A 21,336-nucleotide genomic window follows, 5' to 3' on the forward strand; every position below is an offset into this window, starting at 1 on the left:
CTACAGCTACCTGGCGGTGGGCACCACACGCAGTGCAAGCAACGGCTGGGCGGGCCCGAATGCCGTGCGCAGTGTACAGCTCGCCAACGGCAGTACCCGCACCTACAGCTACGATGAAAGCGGTAACCTCACCAACGATGGGTTGCGCAGTATCTCGTACAACGCGTTTAATAAACCGGTGCACATTGGTACCAGCAGTGGAACAATCAACCCGAAACTCGACAGTCAAACCACTGCGGCAAACGATGTCTACTTTTACTACGGCGCCGACCAAATGCGTTACAAGCAGGTGAAAACCAAAAACGGTGAAACCACCACCACGGTGTACATTGATAAAGTGTTTGAGCGCATTACCAAGCAATCCACCAGCGGTACCGAAGTTGAGAAAAAGCATTACATCGGTGATATCGCTGTTGTGACGGAAAAAAACACCATCAGTAACGATACCGATTATTCCATAGGTTATTTCCATCGTGACCGTTTGGGATCCATGACCGCTATCGTCAACGAACAGGGTACTGTTATTGAAGGCCACAGCTTCGATGCCTTTGGTCGCCCAAGGCAACAAAACATGGCAGACAGTGCCTTGACTATTTTGGGCTCCAGTGTCACCACACGTGGATTCACCGACCACGAGCACTTGGATGACAGTCAGTTAATTCATATGAATGGGCGGGCGTACGACTACAATCTCGGAAGATTTCTTTCTGTAGATCCTTACATCCAGTTTGTAGGCAACTCTCAAGGTATTAATCCGTACAGTTACATCATGAATAATCCGCTCAGTGGGACGGACCCAAGTGGATATGATATTTGTATTATAATTACCGGATGTAGCGGTGACCCAATAATTGATGAAAATGGATGTATAACGAGGAGTTGTGGTTTACCAAAAGATGAAAATGGAATAGTTAAACATTCAGACTCAGGCGGCGGAGATGAGAATAATGGTAAAAATGATGACGAAAAAGGTGATTTACCAGAGGACATAGGAAAGTTAGATAACACAGAAAGCCCGGTTTTTCCGATAGCTGAGCCTTCCTTAAAAAGAATTAAAAGCCGAGAAAATATTGAGAACTTTTTAAGATCTGCTGGTTCAGTAGTAGGTTCAATGTTACCTTTTGGTGAATCTATAATGGCCGCAGCCAATGGCGATTGGAGTGGTGCCCTAGCCTCGGCCGGAACAGAACTTGGCATGATGGCTGTTGGAGCCGTTACTTTTGGAGCGGGCTACGGAGTTTTTAAGGCTTACAAAGCTTCTAAAGCTGTCAGAAGACTGAAGGAAGTTGTTACTGGTGGGACTGATTTAGTTGAAGGAGCCGGTCGTTTAGGTGGGAAGCTTTATGACTCTAAGAAGCTAGCTCAGCTTAAAAAGTATTTACATAAAAGAAAAGTTGAGCTTCGAGTTGGAGATGAGTTCGTACCAAGAAATGCAAATGGAGCATTCGATTATGGTAAAGGAGTTCTTTCTTTAAGAGATAACCCAACCAACTATGAGGTATGGCACGAGCTATCACACTTTATTCAATACAATAAGATTGGTAAAGAGGCGTATTCAAAACTACCGAGAAGTAAGGCTTTTAATGCGCCTGAACAATTTGTATTTGATATGTTAGAGAACTCAAAAAAACGTTGGAACTCGCTAAATTTTGACGAGCAGCAACATGCAATTAATTATATTGAAGACGTGGGTGGGTTTAGATAATGATAGATGAAAGTAAAGCGATAGAGTTGGCAGAATCTTATTTGCAGGAAGAGCCATCAGCTGAATATTCCTATAAGTTTCTAAAGATTATGAGTACAAGTAAAAGGCCAAATGAATTTGACGTTATCTTTAATGTCTATAATTCAGATGATCAGTTGATTGATGGGCCCGTTGTTCTCGTAGTTAACAAAGAAACAGGAATTATAAGGGACTTATAATTTGAAATTAGGCATCAATTTTCTCGTCAAGAAATGAAGCATGCTGTTTGGTATCAAAGAACTTTAAGACAATAGTATCGAAGCGGCAGGATAACCAAAAGAGGACCAAGACAGGACGGCCACCACTTAGTTCCAAAGCCGATGCAAACCATCGGCTTCGTTCTTTAAAAAATAGCTTACCTTTCTAACACACGTGGATTCACCGACCATGAGCACCTGGATGACAGTCAGTTAATTCATATGAATGGGCGGGCGTACGACTACAATCTCGGAAGATTTCTTTCTGTAGATCCGGTCATACAAAGTCCGGGTAATTCACAAAGTATGAATCCTTATTCGTACATTATGAATAATCCATTGTCAGGGACAGATCCGAGTGGGTATACTTCACAAAAAGTTGACGAATTTTCAAGTATCGACTGTGAGGCGGATCAATCTGCTTGTGAAGCGTTTCTCAAAAGCTTGTCTAAAGAAGATGATAATGCTGCAGATAAGCAACAAACAGAAACTGCTGAGGCAGGCTCTGTTGGTGAAATAGTTGCAGCTTATACCAGTAATAATATTTCCCATATCAATAAAAAGAAGAGGAGTAAGAAAAAGAAGGATAAGGGTGGAACCGATAAAAAAGCTGATGAAAGATCCACCAGTGGGGATGGTAAAGATAAGCCCGATTTTTCATCGGCAAGAAATCATGACGAGCTTTTAGCGAAAGTCAAAGGTGAAAAGTACACCCTGCCTGTCAAGAAAAAAACAGTTATAGATAGTACATCAGATGCAGTTGATCACTATTATGATAATAATGGTGATCCTGTAGAGCTAGGTCCAAAAACGAAGGAAGCTTTAAGAAATCATAAGACTCAGCAGGAAAAACTAGAAAGAATTCGAACAGGGAAAACGTCTAGTTTAACTGGAAATTATGGAGTTGATCTTACTTGGGATGTATTTCATGTAGGAGACACGATTGTAAGATACGAAACTGTTTGTGGCACTAATACCTGTACAACTACCTTTACTGGCTTTGTCAGAAAACTTAACGATGGCTCATTTGGCGCGGATGGTTTCTGGGATATTGTTTCTGGCAATGATGCCAATGGTCCAAATGGTGAGTTTGATGGCGGTACTCCCTATCCATATTCTCCTTATAGCTGGCAAGAAACTTTCTCAAATCCATATAGAAAAGAAGAGTAGGTGACGACGATGTGGATATTTCCTGGTGGTAAAATAACATTGTTTTTAGCAAGTATTTTTATCTCTTTGTTAATAATTTACTTTGCTGGTTTTTTTAAAAATAAAAAACAACCGTTAAGAGTAGCACTAATTAACTTAATAGTTTTGTATCTTGTAATTGTCTGCTCCGTATTTATATATGATTGGTATATTGACTATAAACTCTCATCTTTTGATTTAAATGGGGATGGAATGTTTACTGGAGATGAAAATACATTGGAGCAGGCTAAGTATATGAATTTAGCTACCAGCGATTCAGGAAGAAGTTTTGCACCGTTAACAGGATTGTTATTTTCGTTTATATACTCTCTTGGTTTGTACTTGTTTCTGAGGATTTACTGTTTATTTAAACGCAATTCGAAACCAATGTAACCGCATCGTCGTTCGGGACAGCCAGCGTAACGTGGGTTCTAACCCAGGAGTCATGGGGGTCAAGTCTTGATATTAGCTATTAAATCAACTACCCTCAATGCATGACCAGACCTCTCCGAGTAGAATACGAAGGCGCTTACTATCACGTGATGAACCGAGGTAGGGGACGTCAGACTATCTTTCATGGTAAAAAATACTATGAAGACTTTTTAACTTGTATTGACCAAGCCCACCAACGATTTGGCATTGAGATACACACTTATTGCCTGATGGGAAATCATTATCACTTACTGGTGAAAACACCGAGAGGTAATTTGGGGCGTGCAATGCGTCATATCAACGGTGTTTATACTCAAAAATACAATCAACGAAAACGTACCGACGGCGCTTTGTTTCGAGGCCGGTACAAAGTCATACTGATAGAACTTAATCAATTTGCACTTGTTGGTCAAGTTGAAGTCTGTGATTATTGGCTTTGAGTCGTGGGTGTCCGTGAAGGGTCCGTTAAAGGCTTATAAAATTTCGGATATTTTTTAAGAGAAACCTCTATAATGATTTTCTTTTTTTGCAATCCAGAGAGAACATAATGTTCAATTGTCGAAGATTTATTTTTTTGATTTTCCTTTATTTGTATCTTCTTTGTTCCACGTTTGTTTCAGCCAATGATCCTTTGTCCAATGGCCTATTGGATATTTATCAGGACAGGTACGATGAAGGCTTTATCGCCACAGAGTGGATTTATACCCACAGCAATATGAATATAAGCGGTAATTATTCTTGGGGAGAAAGTGCCATACTCCATAGCTTGCTGAATATGTACACAGTGACTCGTGATAAAGCTTATCTCGATACGTTTGTCACTCACTTTGATTACCTGCTAACAAAACGAGATGACCAAATTGGTATAATCGATAGCTTTAAGCAACGAAAAGTGAAGGGATGGCATGAGCGGCATTATAATTGCCAATCGGAAGAAGGTGCTTATCAAAATGTTAACTATCTAGTTTCCAACTCGATGATTGTTCATCCCGTATCTAAATTTGTGCGGATGATTCTGTTAGATGGAGCCCGTTCATCCTTGGCAACAGAACAAAAAGCCCTTGAATATTATCAGGCCGTTATCGATACACTTGATGAGCATGAGTCGCAATATGAAGAAAATAGTTTGGAGGACTATGGATATTATCGATTTCCTGCTGAGTTGAATGAAAAGCCTTGTGATAAATTAGACTCTCATGCTAATGAAATCATGCCGCAAAATCAGTTTCTCGCTGCAGGCAGAGTGATGATCGAGATGTTACCTACATTAAAAAAAGTTGGAGACTATGACAAGGCCAATAATTACAAAAACAAAGTGGTCAAAATGGCCAGATATTTTAAATCAAATCTGATTACTGTTGGAAATGCTTATCACTGGGGGTATTGGCCAGCTTACAAATATTACGAAAAGTCCGATATCAGTGATATTTCTCACGCCGCAATCGATGTTGACTTTGCGGTCATGATGGTAAAAGAAAGACTTGGTGTTTTTGATGAAAATGATTTAATAAAATTTATCAATACTTTTGAAAATGACATTCTTGGATTGGATGGTATCCCTTCAAATTTAGTGGATGGCAGCAACGGTGAAGATAACCATGGTAACCCACTGGAACCTAATCGCAATTATACTAATAGTATCACCCAATGGTGTTCTTTAGCGATTATAGTAAACTCAAATATTTTTGACCTGTGTGAAGGATTACTCTTTTCAGAAGAGCCTTACGACAGCCCCTATCAATTGGGTTTCACCACTTGGCTAACTTTTGGCGCGGTTACAAATACTACCAGGCTGAGCCCAAATGCGCGAGTCTATGCAGGTCATTTTTCAACAAACACCCAGCTTCCTTCGATTGTCGGTTTTTATGATTACGGTGAAACCAAAACAAGCCTTCATCATTTTGGTGGATCTGCGGTGAGATCTTTTCAACTTTACAACAGTACATGGTCTTCCTCTGCTTGGCTTGCAAAGGCAATGGATGGCTTAGGGACAAGTGGAGATTTTAACGGTAACGGCGTGGATGAAATAGTTTCATTTTATGATTATGGGGAGAATAGAACCAGTATACATCACTGGCAACCTTACAATGGCTCTGCTTCATGGTTTGTTCTTAGCGTTGATCGCTGGGGTAGTACAGCTTGGGGAGCTCAAAATATGAAAGGCACAGTGCTTTCTGGGGATTTTGATGGTGATAGTGTTGATGAATTAGTTGCTTTCTATGATTATCAAAACGGAAATACTTCGCTTTACCAATGGAATTATGCAAATAGCCATTTTTATCTCAAGGGACCTGTTTGGCATTCATCTAACTGGAGTAGTCAAAAAGCAGCATTTAAAACCATCGTCGGGGATTTTGACGGTGATGGTGACGAAGAGATTGTTGGTGTCTACGATGTTGCTCCTGGTGAAACACGGTTTCACTTATGGGACTATGATAAAGTAGAAAAAGTTTTTAACCTCTACCCCAATCGCTGGGCTTCATCAGACTGGAATGCTAATGCGATGCATGGTTCATTAGCTGCAGCGGATCTGAATGGTGATGGTAAAGATGAAATCGTCGGTTTTTATCATTATGGCTTAGGCTTCTCTACCCTTTACTATTGGGAAAATACAAGCGGCTTTACATTAAAAGAGCAATCTTGGACCACGACTAGTTATGACCCTCGTCGATTGATGGGACGCATATTGACTCTCGATCGAGATGGTAATGGCAAAGATGAAATCTATGTTCTATATGATCATGGTTATGCACATTCAGGGATTCATGTTATTAAAAAAAGTGATGAAGGTTTTTCAATGTCACTAGATCTTTGGTCAGCAGGGGCTTGGAGCTTTTTGCTAATGTAGAATAACGAAAATAGAAAACTTGGGAGAGGTTAAGCTCTCCCTGAGCATATAGAAATTAGGGGTTAACTGATCTCTCCAAAAATCGTTTAACTGAATCTTTTTCTGTATTCCTTGCGGGCAACTTACCCGATCATCAGTCCTGACTATATTTTCAAAAATATAGCCAAAAATGGAATGCCAAAGGCTGCAACCACAGATCAAGTTAACTTGGCGTTAATGATTGCAGCTTTTCTGTGATGTTTATTTTGCCACTTTAAATTCTAATACGAAATTGTAAACATTAGCCTGTGGGTCAGGTTTAAATTTCCATTTCTTTATTGACTTGGTGGCTGAAAGGACAAATACATCTTGAGGGTGAGAATCGAGAACTTTTATGTTCTCCGGTTGTCCTTGCTCGTTAATGTTGAACTCAAAGTGTACCCAACCTTCAACGTCCCCGCGTGCGGCTTTTAGAGGGTATTTGGGATTGACTATTTTTATAGGCTCAGCAGTTGCGCTATTGAGCGATTTGACGTCGGGTATAGGTCTGTACTCGTAGGTTGGTTGATTAGCGCATGCTGTTACGATCAAAACAGAAAGTATCATTAAAAAGTTTTTCATTTTTTGTCCTTGTTTACGTTAAGTACTTTAAATATTTATCGCGAAATATTATGCCACATTTTTATTGAAATTCCACCTGCTATTAACGATGCCGAAACTTATACAGGGCTTTGAATCAACAGTTTCGATTGTATTTTGAACAATGCAAAGAGCGAGTTTTTAGCTAATTTTATCAACCTGGCTAATAACCGACCAGTATGCATATGCGTAAGGAAAAGTTGGGTTCTCGACTATATTGATTGGGAAGAATGGTGATTTATAAGCCGTCCCGGCCGCTTGGAAAGTGTTGTTTGCTAAAACTCGAAATCACGATATTGGTAGCGCAAGTGTGAATTTGTTGGCATTTTGAATTGATGGTTTGGCGTTAAAATCAAGGAATTTATACGTTTAGGTGGGCTGGCATAGGGTATCTTGAAGTCTAAAGCTGATAAATGCTTATTTTTAGCTTCCTTTGAAGCGGTTTCCTCGCGAAACGTCCTAAATCGCCTTTGATTTTGCGAAAATCAAGCATGTTTCGTTTTGGCATCCGTGAGATGCTATTCCCGAACTGTGGGAAGATTTTATTCGATGTGCAGTTTAGAGCATTACTTGATTATTATATTAAATTGGGTAAGTGCAAATAATTAGTTTATTTGAAAGACAATACGCCCAAATTTCTCGTATAAGTTAGTTTCAATCTGTGTTGGGAACTTTCCTGGCCTTTATACTTTGTATGACCAATAGTGAGTCGATATCTATGCAGAATAAATCATTTCGAATGCTGATTGTTTTAATATTATTTGCTGTCTCACAGTCATTAATTGGTGCTGAGCTCAATGTTTTTTCAAACAGTGCAAAAATTGAAACTCCAAATAAGCCCGACTTTGAAACGGTTGATAACGACTGGTGGGTTCCTTGGGAGAATCTAAGGAGTGAGCAAAAAATACGATGGGCTGAAATCATTCTCGATAATTATCGTCAAGCAACCTCTCACTTGCTCGAAACAAAAGATGTTAATGAGCGAGTAGAGTTTACAATAAATTTAATTCAGTCTTTGCGTAAACTCACACAGTATCAAGAAGATGTGCCAGGTAACAATGGGCAAATAGTGTTGAATTTGGAATCATGGATTGCACTATATCACCGAATGACACGTTTTAATCATCAAACTCAACGACTTTCTGCAGAAATTAAACAACGAGCTGAAAATGTAGAAAGTATTAAAGAGCAACTTCATGAATTAAATGTGCTTCATAGAAGCTTCGAGAAAAATTCAAGTTCCAAGCTTTTGAATGGATTAGATGTTTATGCCGCGCAAGTTAATCTTTTGTACGCCATTGAGCGGCACTTGCTGTCCAAAGTTCGATTGAAAAACATGAAAACACAAGAAGAAAGTGCTCGATTTGCTTTGGAAAAAACGGCGAGTAAAATTACCAGCGACCAACAATTTGACTTAACACTGAAGCGTCAAAGGGAAAAGCTAAAGCAGAAAATGGAAAGGCTAGAGCAAGTAATGAGTGCATTGCAGAGGAGGGCGCTCTCTTCGATGAAAGGTGAAGATGAAATCGTTTATCAGTTATCTTATCAGGAAGAAAAGTTAAAACAAGCTCAAATCAATGCCCAATTAATTTCAAACGCAATATTATTGAGAATTAGCCAAATTTTGCAAGGCGAGGAAGTTGAGTCCGAGCTTTCGTGGGTTGACTCACTTTCAAAAATACACGTTGAAACTGACCAGTTAGGTTCACAGTTAGCGGCGTACAGGGAGCAGGTGTTAGCAAGTGGCGAGGCGGCTAATGACATGATTTATGAAAAAACAAAACGGAGCGTATGGCAGTATTTAGAAACGAATCAAAAATTGATGAGTGAACTGAAAAGTAAGCTTAAAGAAGCCGACTTTTACTCTCAATCGTACAAGCAATTCGTTGCCTTGCAGAAAGGCTGGGCCTCACACTTCGATTTAAATTGGAGCTCTTGGCGTTCGACAGCAGAAAGTGGGTGGAAGTCAGTTGTCAATTTTACTTTATTCACAGTTAATGAATACCCTGTCACGGTTTCTAACCTACTCAGCGCTTTGATTGTTATTTTTGTCAGTATTTTAATTTCTTCCCTATTAAAAAAAGTACTAAGAAAACTGGGGAGGAAGCGCTCAATTAGCGAGTCGACAATCTATATTGTTGCACGAGTTTTACACTATATCATTATTTTCACTGCGGCTTTGATAGCACTCTCTATCTTGGGTATCGACTCTTCAAAAATCGCTTTGGTAGCCGGTGCGCTTTCTGTTGGTATTGGTTTTGGATTGCAATCCATTTTCAACAACTTTGTTTCCGGATTAATTTTGTTGTTTGAACGCCCTTTGAAAGTAGGTGACTTGGTTGAATTAGAGTCTGGCGTACGAGGACGAATTAAGGCGATAAATGTGCGCTCCACGCAGTTAAAGACGAGAGATAATATCGATCTACTCGTTCCGAATTCTGAGTTTGTTAACTTTCGAGTGATTAACTATACGTTTTCGGATCCCTTACGTCGAGTGCATGTGCCGTTTAGAACGTCACTCGATAGTGACAAAGAATATGTAAAAGAGGTTGTGCTAAAAGCGGCAGAGGAAGTTAGTTTTACCCAAAAAGACAAACAACATGCACCGGATTTATGGTTAAAGCGAATTGGTGAGTACAGCCTTGAATTCGAACTTATTGTATGGGTAAACGCGAATAAACTGAATGATAATGATGGCGTAGAAGCACATTATCTTTGGCAATTAGAGTCGGCATTACGAGAAGCTGGTATTGACATTCCAACGCCGATACAAACGGTTTATTGGCAAAAGTCGCAATGATGAAGCGTTGTTTTGAATCGTTTGAGTTACACGTTTTCAGTACGCTGTATTGAGGCTATAGAGTAATTACTTAGTGTAAATATTACCGTGTAACATTATTGTAATATTTCATAACGATTTGCGACTATAGGTGTCGAAATAATTAGAACTTGGAGGCTGTTATATGGTTGATCGGTACACAGAGGTGACCTATGTTTCTTGGGGAACTCGATTAAAAAATGCAATCGGGGGCGTGTTATTTGGACTTATACTTTTTATAGGTGCTTTTCCTTTAATTATTTGGAATGAAAGTCGGGCGTTAACAACTTTAGAGTCTATTGAAGAGGCTGAGTCCATTTTTGTACGAGCGGACGCAAGCAACCGTCTGGATACAAACGAAGGAAAGCTGGTTTATTTGACCGGCAAAGCCGATACAACGGAAACGTTAAGTGATACGGACTTTGGTATATCGGCCAATGCGTTAAAGTTAAAACGTAACGTTCAGATGTATCAATGGGAAGAAACCGTCTCAGAAGATAAAGAAAAGCAGATGGGCGGTGGCGAAAAAGTGGTTAAAACCTACAGCTATGATAAAAAATGGAGTTCAAATTCAATCGACTCTTCGTCGTTTCATAAGCCAGGTTATGATAATCCAAAATTACCGATTAGCAAAAATGAATTTCAATCGACACAGGCGACGCTGGGTGATTACCGTTTAAGTAAAGGAATTATTAATCAGATCAATAACTCAACCCAACATATTGTGAATAAGTTTAAAACCCAAGACAACTCATCTTATGGTGAAATAAAGCTTTACAACGGTGGATTGTATATTGGGAGTGATCCAAGTAACCCAAAAGTTGGGGATGTTAAAATCGACTATACCGTCGTAAAACCTCAAATCATAAGCGTGATCAGTCAGCAATTTTCCGATGGATTAACACCTTTCATAACGTCTAATGGTCGAGAAATAGAAATCGTATCTGCTGGTAAGGTGCCGCCTCAGAAAATGTTTAAGCAAGAGAAATTCGAAAACACATTGTGGACTTGGGGACTTCGAATTGCAGGCGCATTGGCCTTTATGATTGGTATTGGATTGATCTTAAGTCCGCTCACGACTTTCGCAGATGTTGTGCCGTTAATTGGTCATATCGTTGGGGTTGGTGTTGGTATTATTGCTTTTCTGATTGGTCTCGTATTAGCGTTGGTGACCATTGCCATAGCGTGGATCGCCGTAAGACCGATACTGGCTACCGGGTTATTGATTTTAGGGGCTTTGCTATTGATTCCCGTTGTAAAACGACGAAAGCTTGCCGAAGCTTAAGTTCACGATTTGACGAAATTATTTTAAAAACTATATTTTCTAAAGTGTCATAGTGGCAGATACAACGCAATTTCTGCCACTTTTTTTACCTCTATAAAGTGCAGCATCAGCTCGTTGGATGCATTGATTTAAACTTTCCCCAGTTTCAATTTCTGCAACACCGACAGTTGCAAACAGCTCGATCCGCTCTCCCAAATACTCAAAGGGTTGAGCAATAAGAGAGCGTTTGAAATTTTCTGCGGCTTGCATGACTCCTGTTAAAGCGGTTTCTGGTAACAGGGCAATAAATTCCTCTCCACCCCAACGAGCACTTAAATCTTCTTTTCTTAAGGTTATTTTAAGTTGATTCGCTATAAACTGGAGCGCTTGGTCGCCGCAGTCGTGACCAAAATTATCATTCACTTTTTTAAAATGATCGATATCAATCAGTAGCAAGCAAAAAACTCGACGATGGCGTAAATAACGATTCATTTCTTTATTTGCTTGTTCAAGAAAATCGCGTCGATTACTCAACTGAGTCAAATGGTCGATACGAGAGAGCCTTTCCAGTTCTTGATTGGCTGAGATTAATTCTCGGGTGCGCTCATTGACCATATTGCGTAACAGTTTCGATCTCACTTCAAGCATTCGTACTCGCCATTGATAGATTGTTGAGAGTAAAGCCAAAACGAGCAATAACATTCCCAATTTGCTCCACCAGGTTTTCCACCAGGGAGGATGTATAGTCAACTTCAATTCCGTTATTTGTTCATTCCAAATGCCATCTTTATTGCTGCCTCGAACTTGCAGTTGATATTCGCCTGGAGCCAGGTTTGTGTAACTGGCGAATCGACGTTCGGAGTTGACATAATTCCATCGATCATTAAATCCTAAAAGGCGATAGGCGTATTGATTTTTTTCCGGTGCAGAGTAGTGTAGCGAAGTAAAGTCAAAGGAAATTATCGATTGATCAAATGTGAGCTCAAGTTGTTTTTCCATATAAATAGGCATTGTAAGTGGCGAATGAGAATCGCGAATACGTAAATCAACTGGACGATTAAATAGATGAAGGCGAGAGATATAAACCGGAGGCTGGTAACGACTTAATCTAATTTCACTCGGGTTAAAAGCGGTTACGCCATGTGGGCCTCCAAAATATATTTGGCCGTTATTCGCTCGAATGGCAGAGCCAATATAGTAGCCACCATTGTTGGCACCTTCTGTGGTACTGAAATTCATAATGCTTTTCTTTTCGGGGGAGAGCTGACTAATGCCGCTGGTCGTGCTGATCCATAGGTTGCCGTTGTCATCTTCAATTGCCGCTCCTATGGCATCAGAAGCGAGCCCATCTTTTGTTGTGTATGCGATAAATCGTGGATGGTCCGGATTTTCATCATTGATGACCATCAGGTTTAATCCGCCTCCTTGAGTGCCCACCCAATAGCGACCACGACTGTCTTTAGAAACCCATGTCGTTGTATCATGACTCAGGCTTAACGGATCTTGTGGCTGATGCGAAATTTTAATTGGGGCTTCGCCAGTATTGCGAAACCAATAGAGGCCTTCCGCGGTTGCGACCCATAAGTCGCCACTTTGCTCTTGCATAAGGTAAAGCACGGATGCTAAAGGAAATCGATCTAAGACTTTAAAGGTTTCTTTTTGTAAGTGAATCAAGCCATCATTGTAACTGCCTACCCAAAGGCTTCCGTCTTGATCCTCCAAAATGCTATATATTAAGGTGCCATCCAATGCAACGGGCGTCATATATTCTTGACCAATGTCATAACGACTCAATCCTAAGCGACTGCCGACCCATAACGTATGACTTTTTTCAGAGTATCGAATGCCGGTAACCTCATTGCGTACCATTGCATTTGGTGTGTCCGGATGGTGAAGAATGGCTTCCGATATTTTCCCTTGTTCATCAATGTAGTGAAGTCCGTTAAATGTTCCGAACCAAACTTTTCCATTGCGGCTAAGCGTTAATCCGGTTGAGCCACGTTTGCCCCCAGCATTTATCGTAAAAAACTGAATCGCATCAGGATCGACTTTATTGAGTCCTGCGGTCCAGGTCCCAATCCAAATGACTCCGGCCTGATCTTGATACAATGATGCAATATAGCTGGACGATAAGTTGGTGCTCAATGCAGGGTCTGCTTGAAAGTGCATAAATTGGGGGTGGCTTCCATTCTTTAAAATATTGAGCCCTCGAGAAGTCCCTATCCACAAGTGTCCATCTTGCGTTTGAATCATTGTGAGTACTGCATTATGCGTTAAACTGTTCGGGTCGTCTGGCTGCTGTTGAAAGTAGGTTATCTTCCCATTTTGTGAGTTTCGATGGGCCAGCCCTAAATGCAAAGTACCGACCCACAGTCCCCCGTTATTGTCTATCAATAAGCTGGATATTTCTAAGTCACGAAACGCAGCAAAATGCGTGTCTTTTACAAACCCAAGGCTATTGTGTGGTTTAAAATAGAGTCCCTGATTTGTTCCAACCCAAAGCGTTCCCTCTTCACTTTCTGCTATAGCCCGAATTTGAACGGAAGCTTGCTTACTTTCGGAAACCAATGGAATCGGTATAAAAGTTTGTGTTGTTCGATCAAATCGCAGCAGTCCTGCACGAGTACCGGCCCAAAGTTGGTTTTGCGAATCGATAAATAAGCTTCTGACGGTATTACCAATGGCAGGCACTTCAGGTTTCACAACCAGCTCGAATCGATCAAAGGTTTCCGTTTTGGGGTTGAATCGGCTGATACCACCCGGCGTGGTGCCTACCCAAATGGAACCGTCAACGGGGTCTTCCGTTATGCTGCGGATAAAGTTGCTGGGTAATGTTTCATTGGGCCTTTCTCGGTCACGTCGGAACACTTCAAACTCATATCCATTGTAACGGTTGAGGCCATTTTGCGTTCCGAACCACATAAAGCCGTATTGATCTTGCAAAATACAGGTGATGGAGAGTTGTGAAAGCCCCTGTTCGACAGAAAGTTTATCGAATCGAATTTGCTGAGGGTTAATAGCGATGGTACTCAAAGAGTAAAAAGAAAGCACTAGCACGCCCCACCTAAGCCAGATGCGAAGTGCGTAAGAGAGGCTCGAGTCAAGCATATGCCTCACCGAAGATTAGAGAACTAGGAACGTCAGATGGCTCATTGTAAAACGAGATAATACTACCTTAGTAAATATCAAATTGGACTAAAAATCAATGTGTAGCGATTAAGTCGTTAGAATTCGTTCAGGTTAAAGTGCCTATTTACTATGTGTTAGACGTTGATTATTTTTGAATTTGGCTAGGTGAACACTGATAGTGTTGTCGAAATGCTCTGCAAAAGGTTGATAAACTTTGAAACCCTACTGCATAAGCCACTTCACTGACAGTGCCATTGTTTTGCTCAAGCATGCGATAGGCGGCTTCAAGTCGGCGTTGTTTTAAAAGCACTTTGGGTGTGCATCCGTAGATTTTCTTTGTATATCGAAATAGCGTACTTCGCGTCATATTGAGTGCTAAGAACATTTGTTCCACGTCAAACTCCCAGTGCCCTAAATGATGAGCAATCACTTTCTCCAGCTTTTCACACTGTTGAGGTGGGTTGATCTCAGCTGCTTCAGACAAGGGCGTTGAATTTAACCGACTTTGAAATTTACGAAAGAGCTTGTCGGATATTCTTTGTTTATGATCTAAGTGACTCTTTATTTTAGCGTTCAGTTCATCGCAATCGAAGGGCTTAGTTAGGTAATCATCCGCGCCTGAATTAAGCCCCAGTAACGTGTCTTCTTTCTCGGTTCGTGCTGTTAGCAAGATAAGTGATAAATGGGCGGTTCCGATATCAGCGCGAATGGCCTTAACTAACTCAACGCCGTCCATTTTAGGCATCATTACATCCGCTAAAATGAGATCGGGCTGAAGTTTTACCGCCATTTGTAACGCTATTAGACCGTTGTCGGCTTCTACAATGTGATAACTCGATTGCAATGAAGAGCGAATGAGCTTTCGAATGCTTTCATTGTCATCGACTACCAAAATCATTTTGCGTTGAGCGATGTTGAATGAATGACCATTAATGCGTATTAAATCGCTTGAACGGGGAGTCGTAGGGTTTTCAATACTCAGTGATCGATGATTGTTTCTAGACAGCTGAATACTTTGTTCGTTTTCTTTTATGTCCTTTAGATGACCTCTATTTTCGGTTTGAGGCGTAGCCCTTGAAGGCAAAGTGATACAAAATGCAGTTCCTTTGCCATAGCAACTTTCGACTTCTACTTTGCCTTGGTTAATATCAACGAGTTCTTTTACGATGGAAAGACCTATACCGGTACCTGGCTTACTCATTTGGGATGAGTCTTTACCTTGATAAAATCGGTCGAAAATATAAGCGATTTCACTTTCAGGAATACCACTACCTTGATCGATAACATACAATTTAATAAAGCAGTGCGTTTGTTCAATTTTTACGTCGATGTGCGAGTTTGAAGGACTGAACTTAATGGCATTTGATAGTAAATTAGCGATGACCTTTTCAAGGTGTTCAGGATCGATAAAAACTTCTGACTTTTGAGAAAATCCGCTTAAGTTTAATTCGATTGCTTTGTCTTTCAATTGAAGGTTAAAGCGACGTAAACTCGCATAAAGAAATTCAGGTAAGTTAATCGTAACTTTATTCGTAGGAAAATTGTTGTCTTTTATGCGCTCCAATTGGAAGAGTTCTCCGAGCAGTGTCATCATATGAAGGTTGTTTTCCAGCGCTGAGTCGATAGCTTCCATTGTCTGTGTGGGCAAATGCTGTTGTTCTCGTATGGTTCGTTTTAAAGGTGCAATAGATAAAGTCAGTGCTGTTCTAAATTCGTGCGAAATGTTGGATAAAAAGCGCTCTTTTGCTTTATTGGCTTCATTTAATTTCAGTCGAAGATCGGCTTCTGAAGCGAGTAGCGCTTTAAGCTTTTTACGTTTGAGTACTTGTTGATAAGTGATTAGGCTTAATGCAATCACAATGACAAGCAATAATCCCAATCGCAATCGTTCGGTTTGCAGTTGTTTTAAGTCTAGATGTCGCTGTTGATGAAGCGACTCAATTTTCTGTGCTTTTTCTTTTGATTCGTACTCTTCTTGCAGCCTAAGTACTGTTTTATTGTTGGTTTTTCTGAGTAAAGCAATGGCACTGTCGTACAGTTTTTTTCGGTAATATAACGCTTGTTGAAAATCACCTTTTAGTTCATACGCAATGGAATAGTCTTCCAATATCCAAAGTATGGACTGTTCATTATTCACTTTTCTATAATAACGTTCGGCTTGCTTGAGGGCTTCAATACCTTTATCGTGTTGGCCGGAGTAACGAAGTGCAATGGCTAAGTTGTTGTAAGCAACTGCCTTTTCATGCAATAAATGATGACGAGAGCAAAACTCAATGGTTTTTTCGCTTATCTGAATTACTTGTGAAAAATTTTCTGTGTGAATGTAATTGTTTTGTAAGGCTATTTGTGACCAAGCATTGGCTTTAAACGCACCGATAGAGCGGGATAGCTTTTCGACATTCTCCTGCAATGCAATGCCTTTGTTTTTATAGTCATTATAGAGCGATAAATGTGTGCTTTTTTCACTGGGTTCGACACTCGATGACGCTTTCGACCAATGAACTCGAGACAACATTAAAAATATGTTCATCTTATTTGCAAGTGCCGATACATATTGGAATGAGTCATTGACTGACAGAGCGCTTTCGATCAGTTTTTCATTCTGTAGCAACGCCTTTTCAAAGTTCTTCATATAATATTGGATTTTAATGATCAGGTTTAGAGTGCCGAAATACAATTCTGGATGTTTTTCTATGGTTAACTCTGCTTTCAATGGTTCTAAAATTTGAAGCGCTTGCGCGAACTCATTGTTTTGAACAGTTAAAGTTCCTGAAATATAGAGATACCATAAACGTAAATCTTGAGAACTTTTATCTCTATAATGCATGATGTTGGAGTGTAAGGTGTCCTCAATGCCTTCGGTATTTTGTACTTCCAATTTTAACTGAGCATCAAGTAGCGCTAGCCATGGGCTAAATGTCTTGTTGAAACTTCTGTGTTCTTGCATGCGTTTGAATATTTTTTCTGCTTGATTCAGCTGCCCTATTTTTAAGTACAACTGAATAAGCTTGAAATTTGCTTTAAACCGGTCTTCATTACTCGTATTGATTAGATCCTTGCTAATAGTCGTTAATGTTTTAATGGTGTTATTGGGGTTCGTATGCTGAGTGTCGTTAGCGGTTATACGCGATAGAGACGCAAAACTGGATGAAAGTGTCACGAAATGGGTAAATACAATTGCACAGAGCGATATTAACACTTTGGTCATCACGATTGTTCTCTTGTTTTTTTTAGCCATCATATTAATAAACGAGTTGTTTATAAATTAATACTGAAAATTGAGTGGTTGATTGATGTTTGCGATAAATCATTGAGCAATGCATTGCTCCGAACAGTTGTATAGACAGTTATGCAATACGTTGCCAACTTTAATACACCATAATTTACGTTTTGTGCATTGGTTGTCTTTTCCCCAAGTGTCAAAAAATTGTTCATAAGTTTCATATTAAGTGAACGTTTTAAGGTTGTGATGGATTAACCGAACTTAATCCACGCTTTTAGCGATCGCAGTGGCGCCCAATACATTTTATTTGTCAGAAACTTTTCATCAGTAAATTGCGACTTTAAAACAAACAAATGGATCGTAATTTCAATACCCTATAGTCACGAGGCTCAGTCGGTTGAACCATAGCTGTTTTATATGGATTCCTGAGTTTTCAAATTATTAAAGTAGCAAACTACCTAAGAGGGCTTGTTATGTGTAATCGATTATGGGGTATAACCATATTTTGGATTTTCATTTGCGCGATAGGGCATGCCGGTGAAAAGGTTGAGCAGTCGGTTGATTTGGGAGGAAGCCGCCAAGGCACTTGGTATTTGCCAGACTCCTCCGCAGATGCTTTAGTGTTGCTTCAACATGGATTTCAACGCAATAAAAATAATTTAGATCACTTAGCAATGCACTTTATGAATAATGGGTTAATGGTGTTAACGATAAACAGTAACACACAAGGTGGTAACCCTAGTTTGGCTGTTCAAATCGCGGATGATATTGTCGACGCGATGCCTTTGCCTCCGAATAATCACGCATTACCCTCTCGTTTAATTTTATCGGGGCACTCGGCGGGAGGACTGATGGTTTCTCATATCGGAAAACGGTTGGTGGAGCGCGGTTATTCCAATTTAGTTGGTGCCATACTGCTTGATCCTGTTGATGCGAATTCAGGGTTACATTCTTCAATGCAAGCAATGGAACTTCAGAATTTATCGGTTTTGGCCATTCTCGCTAATTCGAGTTCGTGCAATTCCAGTAATAATGCTCTTCAACCACTGAGGGCGTTATCAAGTGAATATGTCGGAATTAAATTAACGGATAATTCAAAGCATACGGATGCTGAAGGGAGTTCTACCGGCGGGATTATTACTTGGCTTTGCGGCACACCGAAAGCGCATAATATCGCTTACTTGCAGGAGTTTGCGTTAAACTGGGCTCTTGACTTAGCCACAGATAGCTTTACCGCTGCTTACTACCCTGGCGGTAGTAAACTTCAAGAGTTATTGGATCTCAATGACGCTGTACTCATAAAAGAATTAATTAACCCACTACCTCCAACAGCTGATTTTTCATTTTCTGCAACGAATTTACAGGTTCAATTTGACAATCAAAGTACGGATTCGGATGGAAGCATCGTGTCACACCATTGGTCGTTTGGGGATGGGCATTCTTCTTCGGAAGTCAATCCTGTTTATACTTACAGTTCCGCTGGTACTTATACGGTTCAATTGACCGTTACCGATGACGATGGAGAAACTGGTAGTGTGAGTAAGTTGGTGACGGTAGAATCAAATCAGTCACCACCGAACGCACAATTTTCTTATCGTGCTAGCAACCTCGAAGTTCAATTTGAGGATGCCAGCTCCGACGCAAATGGATCCATTGTTGCGTGGGATTGGCAATTTGGTGATGGCGCTTCTTCGTCGGAAGTTAATCCCATCCACACCTACCACGAAGCAGGTCGTTATACGGTTACGTTAGTGGTAACCGATAATGATGGACACACCGATAGCGAAACAAAATCGATTCAGGTTTCCAGTGGCGGAGGTTTAGAAAACCCGACATCGATTTCGGGATTGTCTGCGAACCAAGGGCAAGAGTTGCATTATACGATGTCGGTTCCCGGTGGAGCGAGTCAGCTGCAATTTGCTATTGCTGGTGGCTCGGGTGATGCGGATATTTATGTTCGGTATGGGGCAAAACCTACGACCAGCCAATACGATCACCGTCCTTATTTAAGCGGTAATGATGAAGTCGTTAACATTGCCTCTCCACAAAGTGGGCAGTGGTATCTTATGATTCGGGCCTATCGCGCTTTTTCTGATGTCACTTTGACCGCTTCCTATCATGAACCCGGTGAAAACCAGCCGCCGATTGCCGACTTTGAGTTCAGCACATTGGGGCTTTCTGTTTCATTCGTTGATGCGAGTGAAGATGTTGACGGAAATATCCTCTCTCGGTTATGGACTTTTGGTGATGGCAATGAGTCGTCAGCTCTTAACCCACACCATCGTTATGATTCTGAGGGTACCTATACGATTACGTTAGCCGTAACCGATGACAACGATGCGACTGACTTGATCAGTAAAACTGTCCAGGTTGTAAATGATCAAACGACTCCGCTTATCAATGGTGAACCTGTGACTGGTTTATCGGCAACGTCCAGCAATGAGTTGCACTACGCTTTGTACGTTCCAGCGAATTCTTCGAACCTAACGTTTTCGATACAAGGTGGAACAGGCGATGCTGATATTTACGTTCGATTTGGTCAAAAGCCAACGACGACAGCGTATGATTATCGTCCTTATTTAAATGGTAATAATGAAACTGTGGAAATATCAGCACCCAATACGGGCTACTGGTATGTAATGGTGCGAGCCTATCGCAGTTTTTCGAACGTAACATTAACCGGTGCGTATTAAAATAATAAATCATTTTAAAGAGTGAGGTAAGCTTTGGCTGAGTGGTAACAACGCTCAGCCTTTTTTATATTGCGTGATTAGGAATTTTTCGATAAGCGCTTCGAAGCAATTCTTGGAAATGCCATACGGCTTGTTCTCTTTTTACACATAAACGGCCTTGATGATAAGCGCCAGACTCCAGTCCTTTTTGTACCTGTTCGCAAATTCGAATATCTTCTTCTTGCACTTCGTCGCTGAATGAAAGATCTTCGTTGATCAATTTTTTTGTTGCGCTGCTTTCCAAGTCTGTATAGTAATAATCGAATAGAACCCGACACCGATTATGTGATTCCGGCAAAATTAAATTCACTTGGCATCGGCCCGGCAAAATATTAAACATCATATTGGGGTATGCGCAAATATAGTGTGCTTTGCCCTGGCCATAGAAGTTCTGTGCGTTATCCAGCGGGCTGAATTGATAAGAAAACCAATCGAACAGCTGTGTTTGATAGTTCTTATAATCCAATAATTGGTTCAATCCTGGGTGTACATGCGGTAAGTGATAACCTTCGAGGTAGTTGTCCATGTAAACTTTCCAGTTGCATTCAACAAGGTATTCCTCTCGGTGATGAAACGTCAGATCATGGAGGTTAATGGGATGAATAAGCTCACTCACATTGCGAAACTGTGTTTCTAAAGAAAGCTCGGGTTTTTCAATCGCTACAAATACCATTCCTTGCCAAACGGATACATTGATGGCATCTAAATGAATATCACACAGTTTAAAGTTTGGTGTGTCACTCATTTCTGGGGCGGTTCGTAGTTGACCGTCGAGTTTGTAAGACCACCCATGGTATTTGCAACTCAAAACTTTGGCGTTGCCATTTTCAATTGCGAGAGGACCAGCACGGTGTTTGCAAACATTAAAAAATGCACGTAACTGATTGTCGTGATCTCGTACCACCAATATAGGCTTATTGGCAATGTTGGCGACTGTTAAGTCTCCAGGTTGTTGTAATTGTGAAAGGTGTCCAACGTATTGCCAGTTTTTATTGAATAAATAATCTCTATCCAATTGATGCATCGTATCGCCATAGTAAAAACGGGCCGGTAAGGTGAGGGCATCTTCCAGTTGAGTTGCCTTCACCGACTCAAAAAAATCTTTTGTATCTTCTTGCATTTTACGTTTGTCATTTAAATGAT

The 21,336-nt window shown here is 40.6% G+C and carries 13 protein-coding genes; 9 read left to right on the plus strand and 4 right to left on the minus strand.

Translation table 11 applies throughout. From position 1 onward, the window contains the following. From ACTUJY_RS16900 to ACTUJY_RS16925, 6 genes are all read left to right on the plus strand, one after another. Positions 1-1,705: RHS repeat-associated core domain-containing protein (locus ACTUJY_RS16900; RefSeq protein ID WP_463617302.1), on the plus strand; the 1,705-nt coding region annotated here is incomplete at its 5' end. Further along, the gene (locus ACTUJY_RS16905) at positions 1,705-1,923 is read left to right on the plus strand and encodes a hypothetical protein (protein WP_463617303.1); all 219 of its coding nucleotides are present in this window, start codon (positions 1,705-1,707) and stop codon (positions 1,921-1,923) included. The genes ACTUJY_RS16900 and ACTUJY_RS16905, both read left to right, overlap by 1 nt. 171 nt (positions 1,924-2,094) lie before the next feature. Continuing rightward, positions 2,095-3,111, plus strand: a complete 1,017-nt coding sequence (locus tag ACTUJY_RS16910; RefSeq protein WP_463617395.1) for an RHS repeat-associated core domain-containing protein — start codon at positions 2,095-2,097, stop codon at positions 3,109-3,111. 9 nt (positions 3,112-3,120) lie between these two features. After that, positions 3,121-3,522, plus strand: coding sequence for a hypothetical protein (locus ACTUJY_RS16915; protein WP_463617304.1), 402 nt, complete (start codon positions 3,121-3,123; stop codon positions 3,520-3,522). Between the two features lie 101 nt (positions 3,523-3,623). Continuing rightward, complete coding sequence (locus tag ACTUJY_RS16920; protein WP_463617305.1) at positions 3,624-4,001, plus strand: transposase; 378 nt, start codon at positions 3,624-3,626, stop codon at positions 3,999-4,001. 107 nt (positions 4,002-4,108) lie between these two features. Then, the gene (locus ACTUJY_RS16925) at positions 4,109-6,409 is read left to right on the plus strand and encodes an FG-GAP repeat domain-containing protein (RefSeq protein ID WP_463617306.1); all 2,301 of its coding nucleotides are present in this window, start codon (positions 4,109-4,111) and stop codon (positions 6,407-6,409) included. 240 nt (positions 6,410-6,649) lie between these two features. Here the strand turns inward: ACTUJY_RS16925 and ACTUJY_RS16930 are convergent, their stop codons facing one another. Next, positions 6,650-7,009 carry an energy transducer TonB gene (locus ACTUJY_RS16930; protein ID WP_463617307.1) on the minus strand — a complete coding sequence of 120 codons (360 nt, stop codon included), beginning with the start codon at positions 7,007-7,009 and terminating at the stop codon, positions 6,650-6,652. A 736-nt stretch (positions 7,010-7,745) separates the two neighbouring features. Here ACTUJY_RS16930 and ACTUJY_RS16935 point away from each other — a divergent pair. Both ACTUJY_RS16935 and ACTUJY_RS16940 read left to right on the plus strand, forming a co-directional pair. Beyond that, entirely contained in the window at positions 7,746-9,827 is a 2,082-nt protein-coding gene (locus ACTUJY_RS16935) for a mechanosensitive ion channel family protein (RefSeq protein WP_463617308.1), read from the plus strand. Between the two features lie 163 nt (positions 9,828-9,990). After that, positions 9,991-11,130, plus strand: a complete 1,140-nt coding sequence (locus ACTUJY_RS16940) for a TMEM43 family protein (protein WP_463617309.1) — start codon at positions 9,991-9,993, stop codon at positions 11,128-11,130. 39 nt (positions 11,131-11,169) lie between these two features. Here the strand turns inward: ACTUJY_RS16940 and ACTUJY_RS16945 are convergent, their stop codons facing one another. Next, positions 11,170-14,217 carry a ligand-binding sensor domain-containing protein gene (locus ACTUJY_RS16945; protein ID WP_463617310.1) on the minus strand — a complete coding sequence of 1,016 codons (3,048 nt, stop codon included), beginning with the start codon at positions 14,215-14,217 and terminating at the stop codon, positions 11,170-11,172. Positions 14,218-14,383: 166 nt separating this feature from the next. Then, positions 14,384-17,446 carry an ATP-binding protein gene (locus ACTUJY_RS16950; protein ID WP_463617311.1) on the minus strand — a complete coding sequence of 1,021 codons (3,063 nt, stop codon included), beginning with the start codon at positions 17,444-17,446 and terminating at the stop codon, positions 14,384-14,386. A 488-nt stretch (positions 17,447-17,934) separates the two neighbouring features. Between ACTUJY_RS16950 and ACTUJY_RS16955 the strand changes: the two genes are divergently transcribed. Next, positions 17,935-20,154 (plus strand): PKD domain-containing protein, encoded by a 2,220-nt coding sequence (locus ACTUJY_RS16955; RefSeq protein WP_463617312.1) that lies wholly within the window; start codon positions 17,935-17,937, stop codon positions 20,152-20,154. Between the two features lie 64 nt (positions 20,155-20,218). Here ACTUJY_RS16955 and ACTUJY_RS16960 read toward each other — a convergent pair whose 3' ends face one another. Beyond that, on the minus strand, positions 20,219-21,313 hold the full coding sequence (locus tag ACTUJY_RS16960; RefSeq protein ID WP_463617313.1) for an aromatic ring-hydroxylating oxygenase subunit alpha: 1,095 nt from the start codon (positions 21,311-21,313) through the stop codon (positions 20,219-20,221). Positions 21,314-21,336: the final 23 nt, after the last annotated feature.

The organism is Pleionea sp. WD8-19 (assembly GCF_055326765.1).

Bases quoted from the DNA above. Each gene is read 5' to 3' on its own strand.
- ACTUJY_RS16905 (WP_463617303.1), top strand. From the start codon at position 1,705: ATGATAGATGAAAGTAAAGCGATAGAGTTGGCAGAATCTTATTTGCAG.
- ACTUJY_RS16915 (WP_463617304.1), top strand. From the start codon at position 3,121: ATGTGGATATTTCCTGGTGGTAAAATAACATTGTTTTTAGCAAGTATT.
- ACTUJY_RS16920 (WP_463617305.1), top strand. From the start codon at position 3,624: ATGACCAGACCTCTCCGAGTAGAATACGAAGGCGCTTACTATCACGTG.
- ACTUJY_RS16925 (WP_463617306.1), top strand. From the start codon at position 4,109: ATGTTCAATTGTCGAAGATTTATTTTTTTGATTTTCCTTTATTTGTAT.
- ACTUJY_RS16930 (WP_463617307.1), bottom strand. From the start codon at position 7,009: ATGAAAAACTTTTTAATGATACTTTCTGTTTTGATCGTAACAGCATGC.
- ACTUJY_RS16935 (WP_463617308.1), top strand. From the start codon at position 7,746: ATGCAGAATAAATCATTTCGAATGCTGATTGTTTTAATATTATTTGCT.
- ACTUJY_RS16940 (WP_463617309.1), top strand. From the start codon at position 9,991: ATGGTTGATCGGTACACAGAGGTGACCTATGTTTCTTGGGGAACTCGA.
- ACTUJY_RS16945 (WP_463617310.1), bottom strand. From the start codon at position 14,217: ATGCTTGACTCGAGCCTCTCTTACGCACTTCGCATCTGGCTTAGGTGG.
- ACTUJY_RS16950 (WP_463617311.1), bottom strand. From the start codon at position 17,446: ATGACCAAAGTGTTAATATCGCTCTGTGCAATTGTATTTACCCATTTC.
- ACTUJY_RS16955 (WP_463617312.1), top strand. From the start codon at position 17,935: ATGTGTAATCGATTATGGGGTATAACCATATTTTGGATTTTCATTTGC.
- ACTUJY_RS16960 (WP_463617313.1), bottom strand. From the start codon at position 21,313: ATGCAAGAAGATACAAAAGATTTTTTTGAGTCGGTGAAGGCAACTCAA.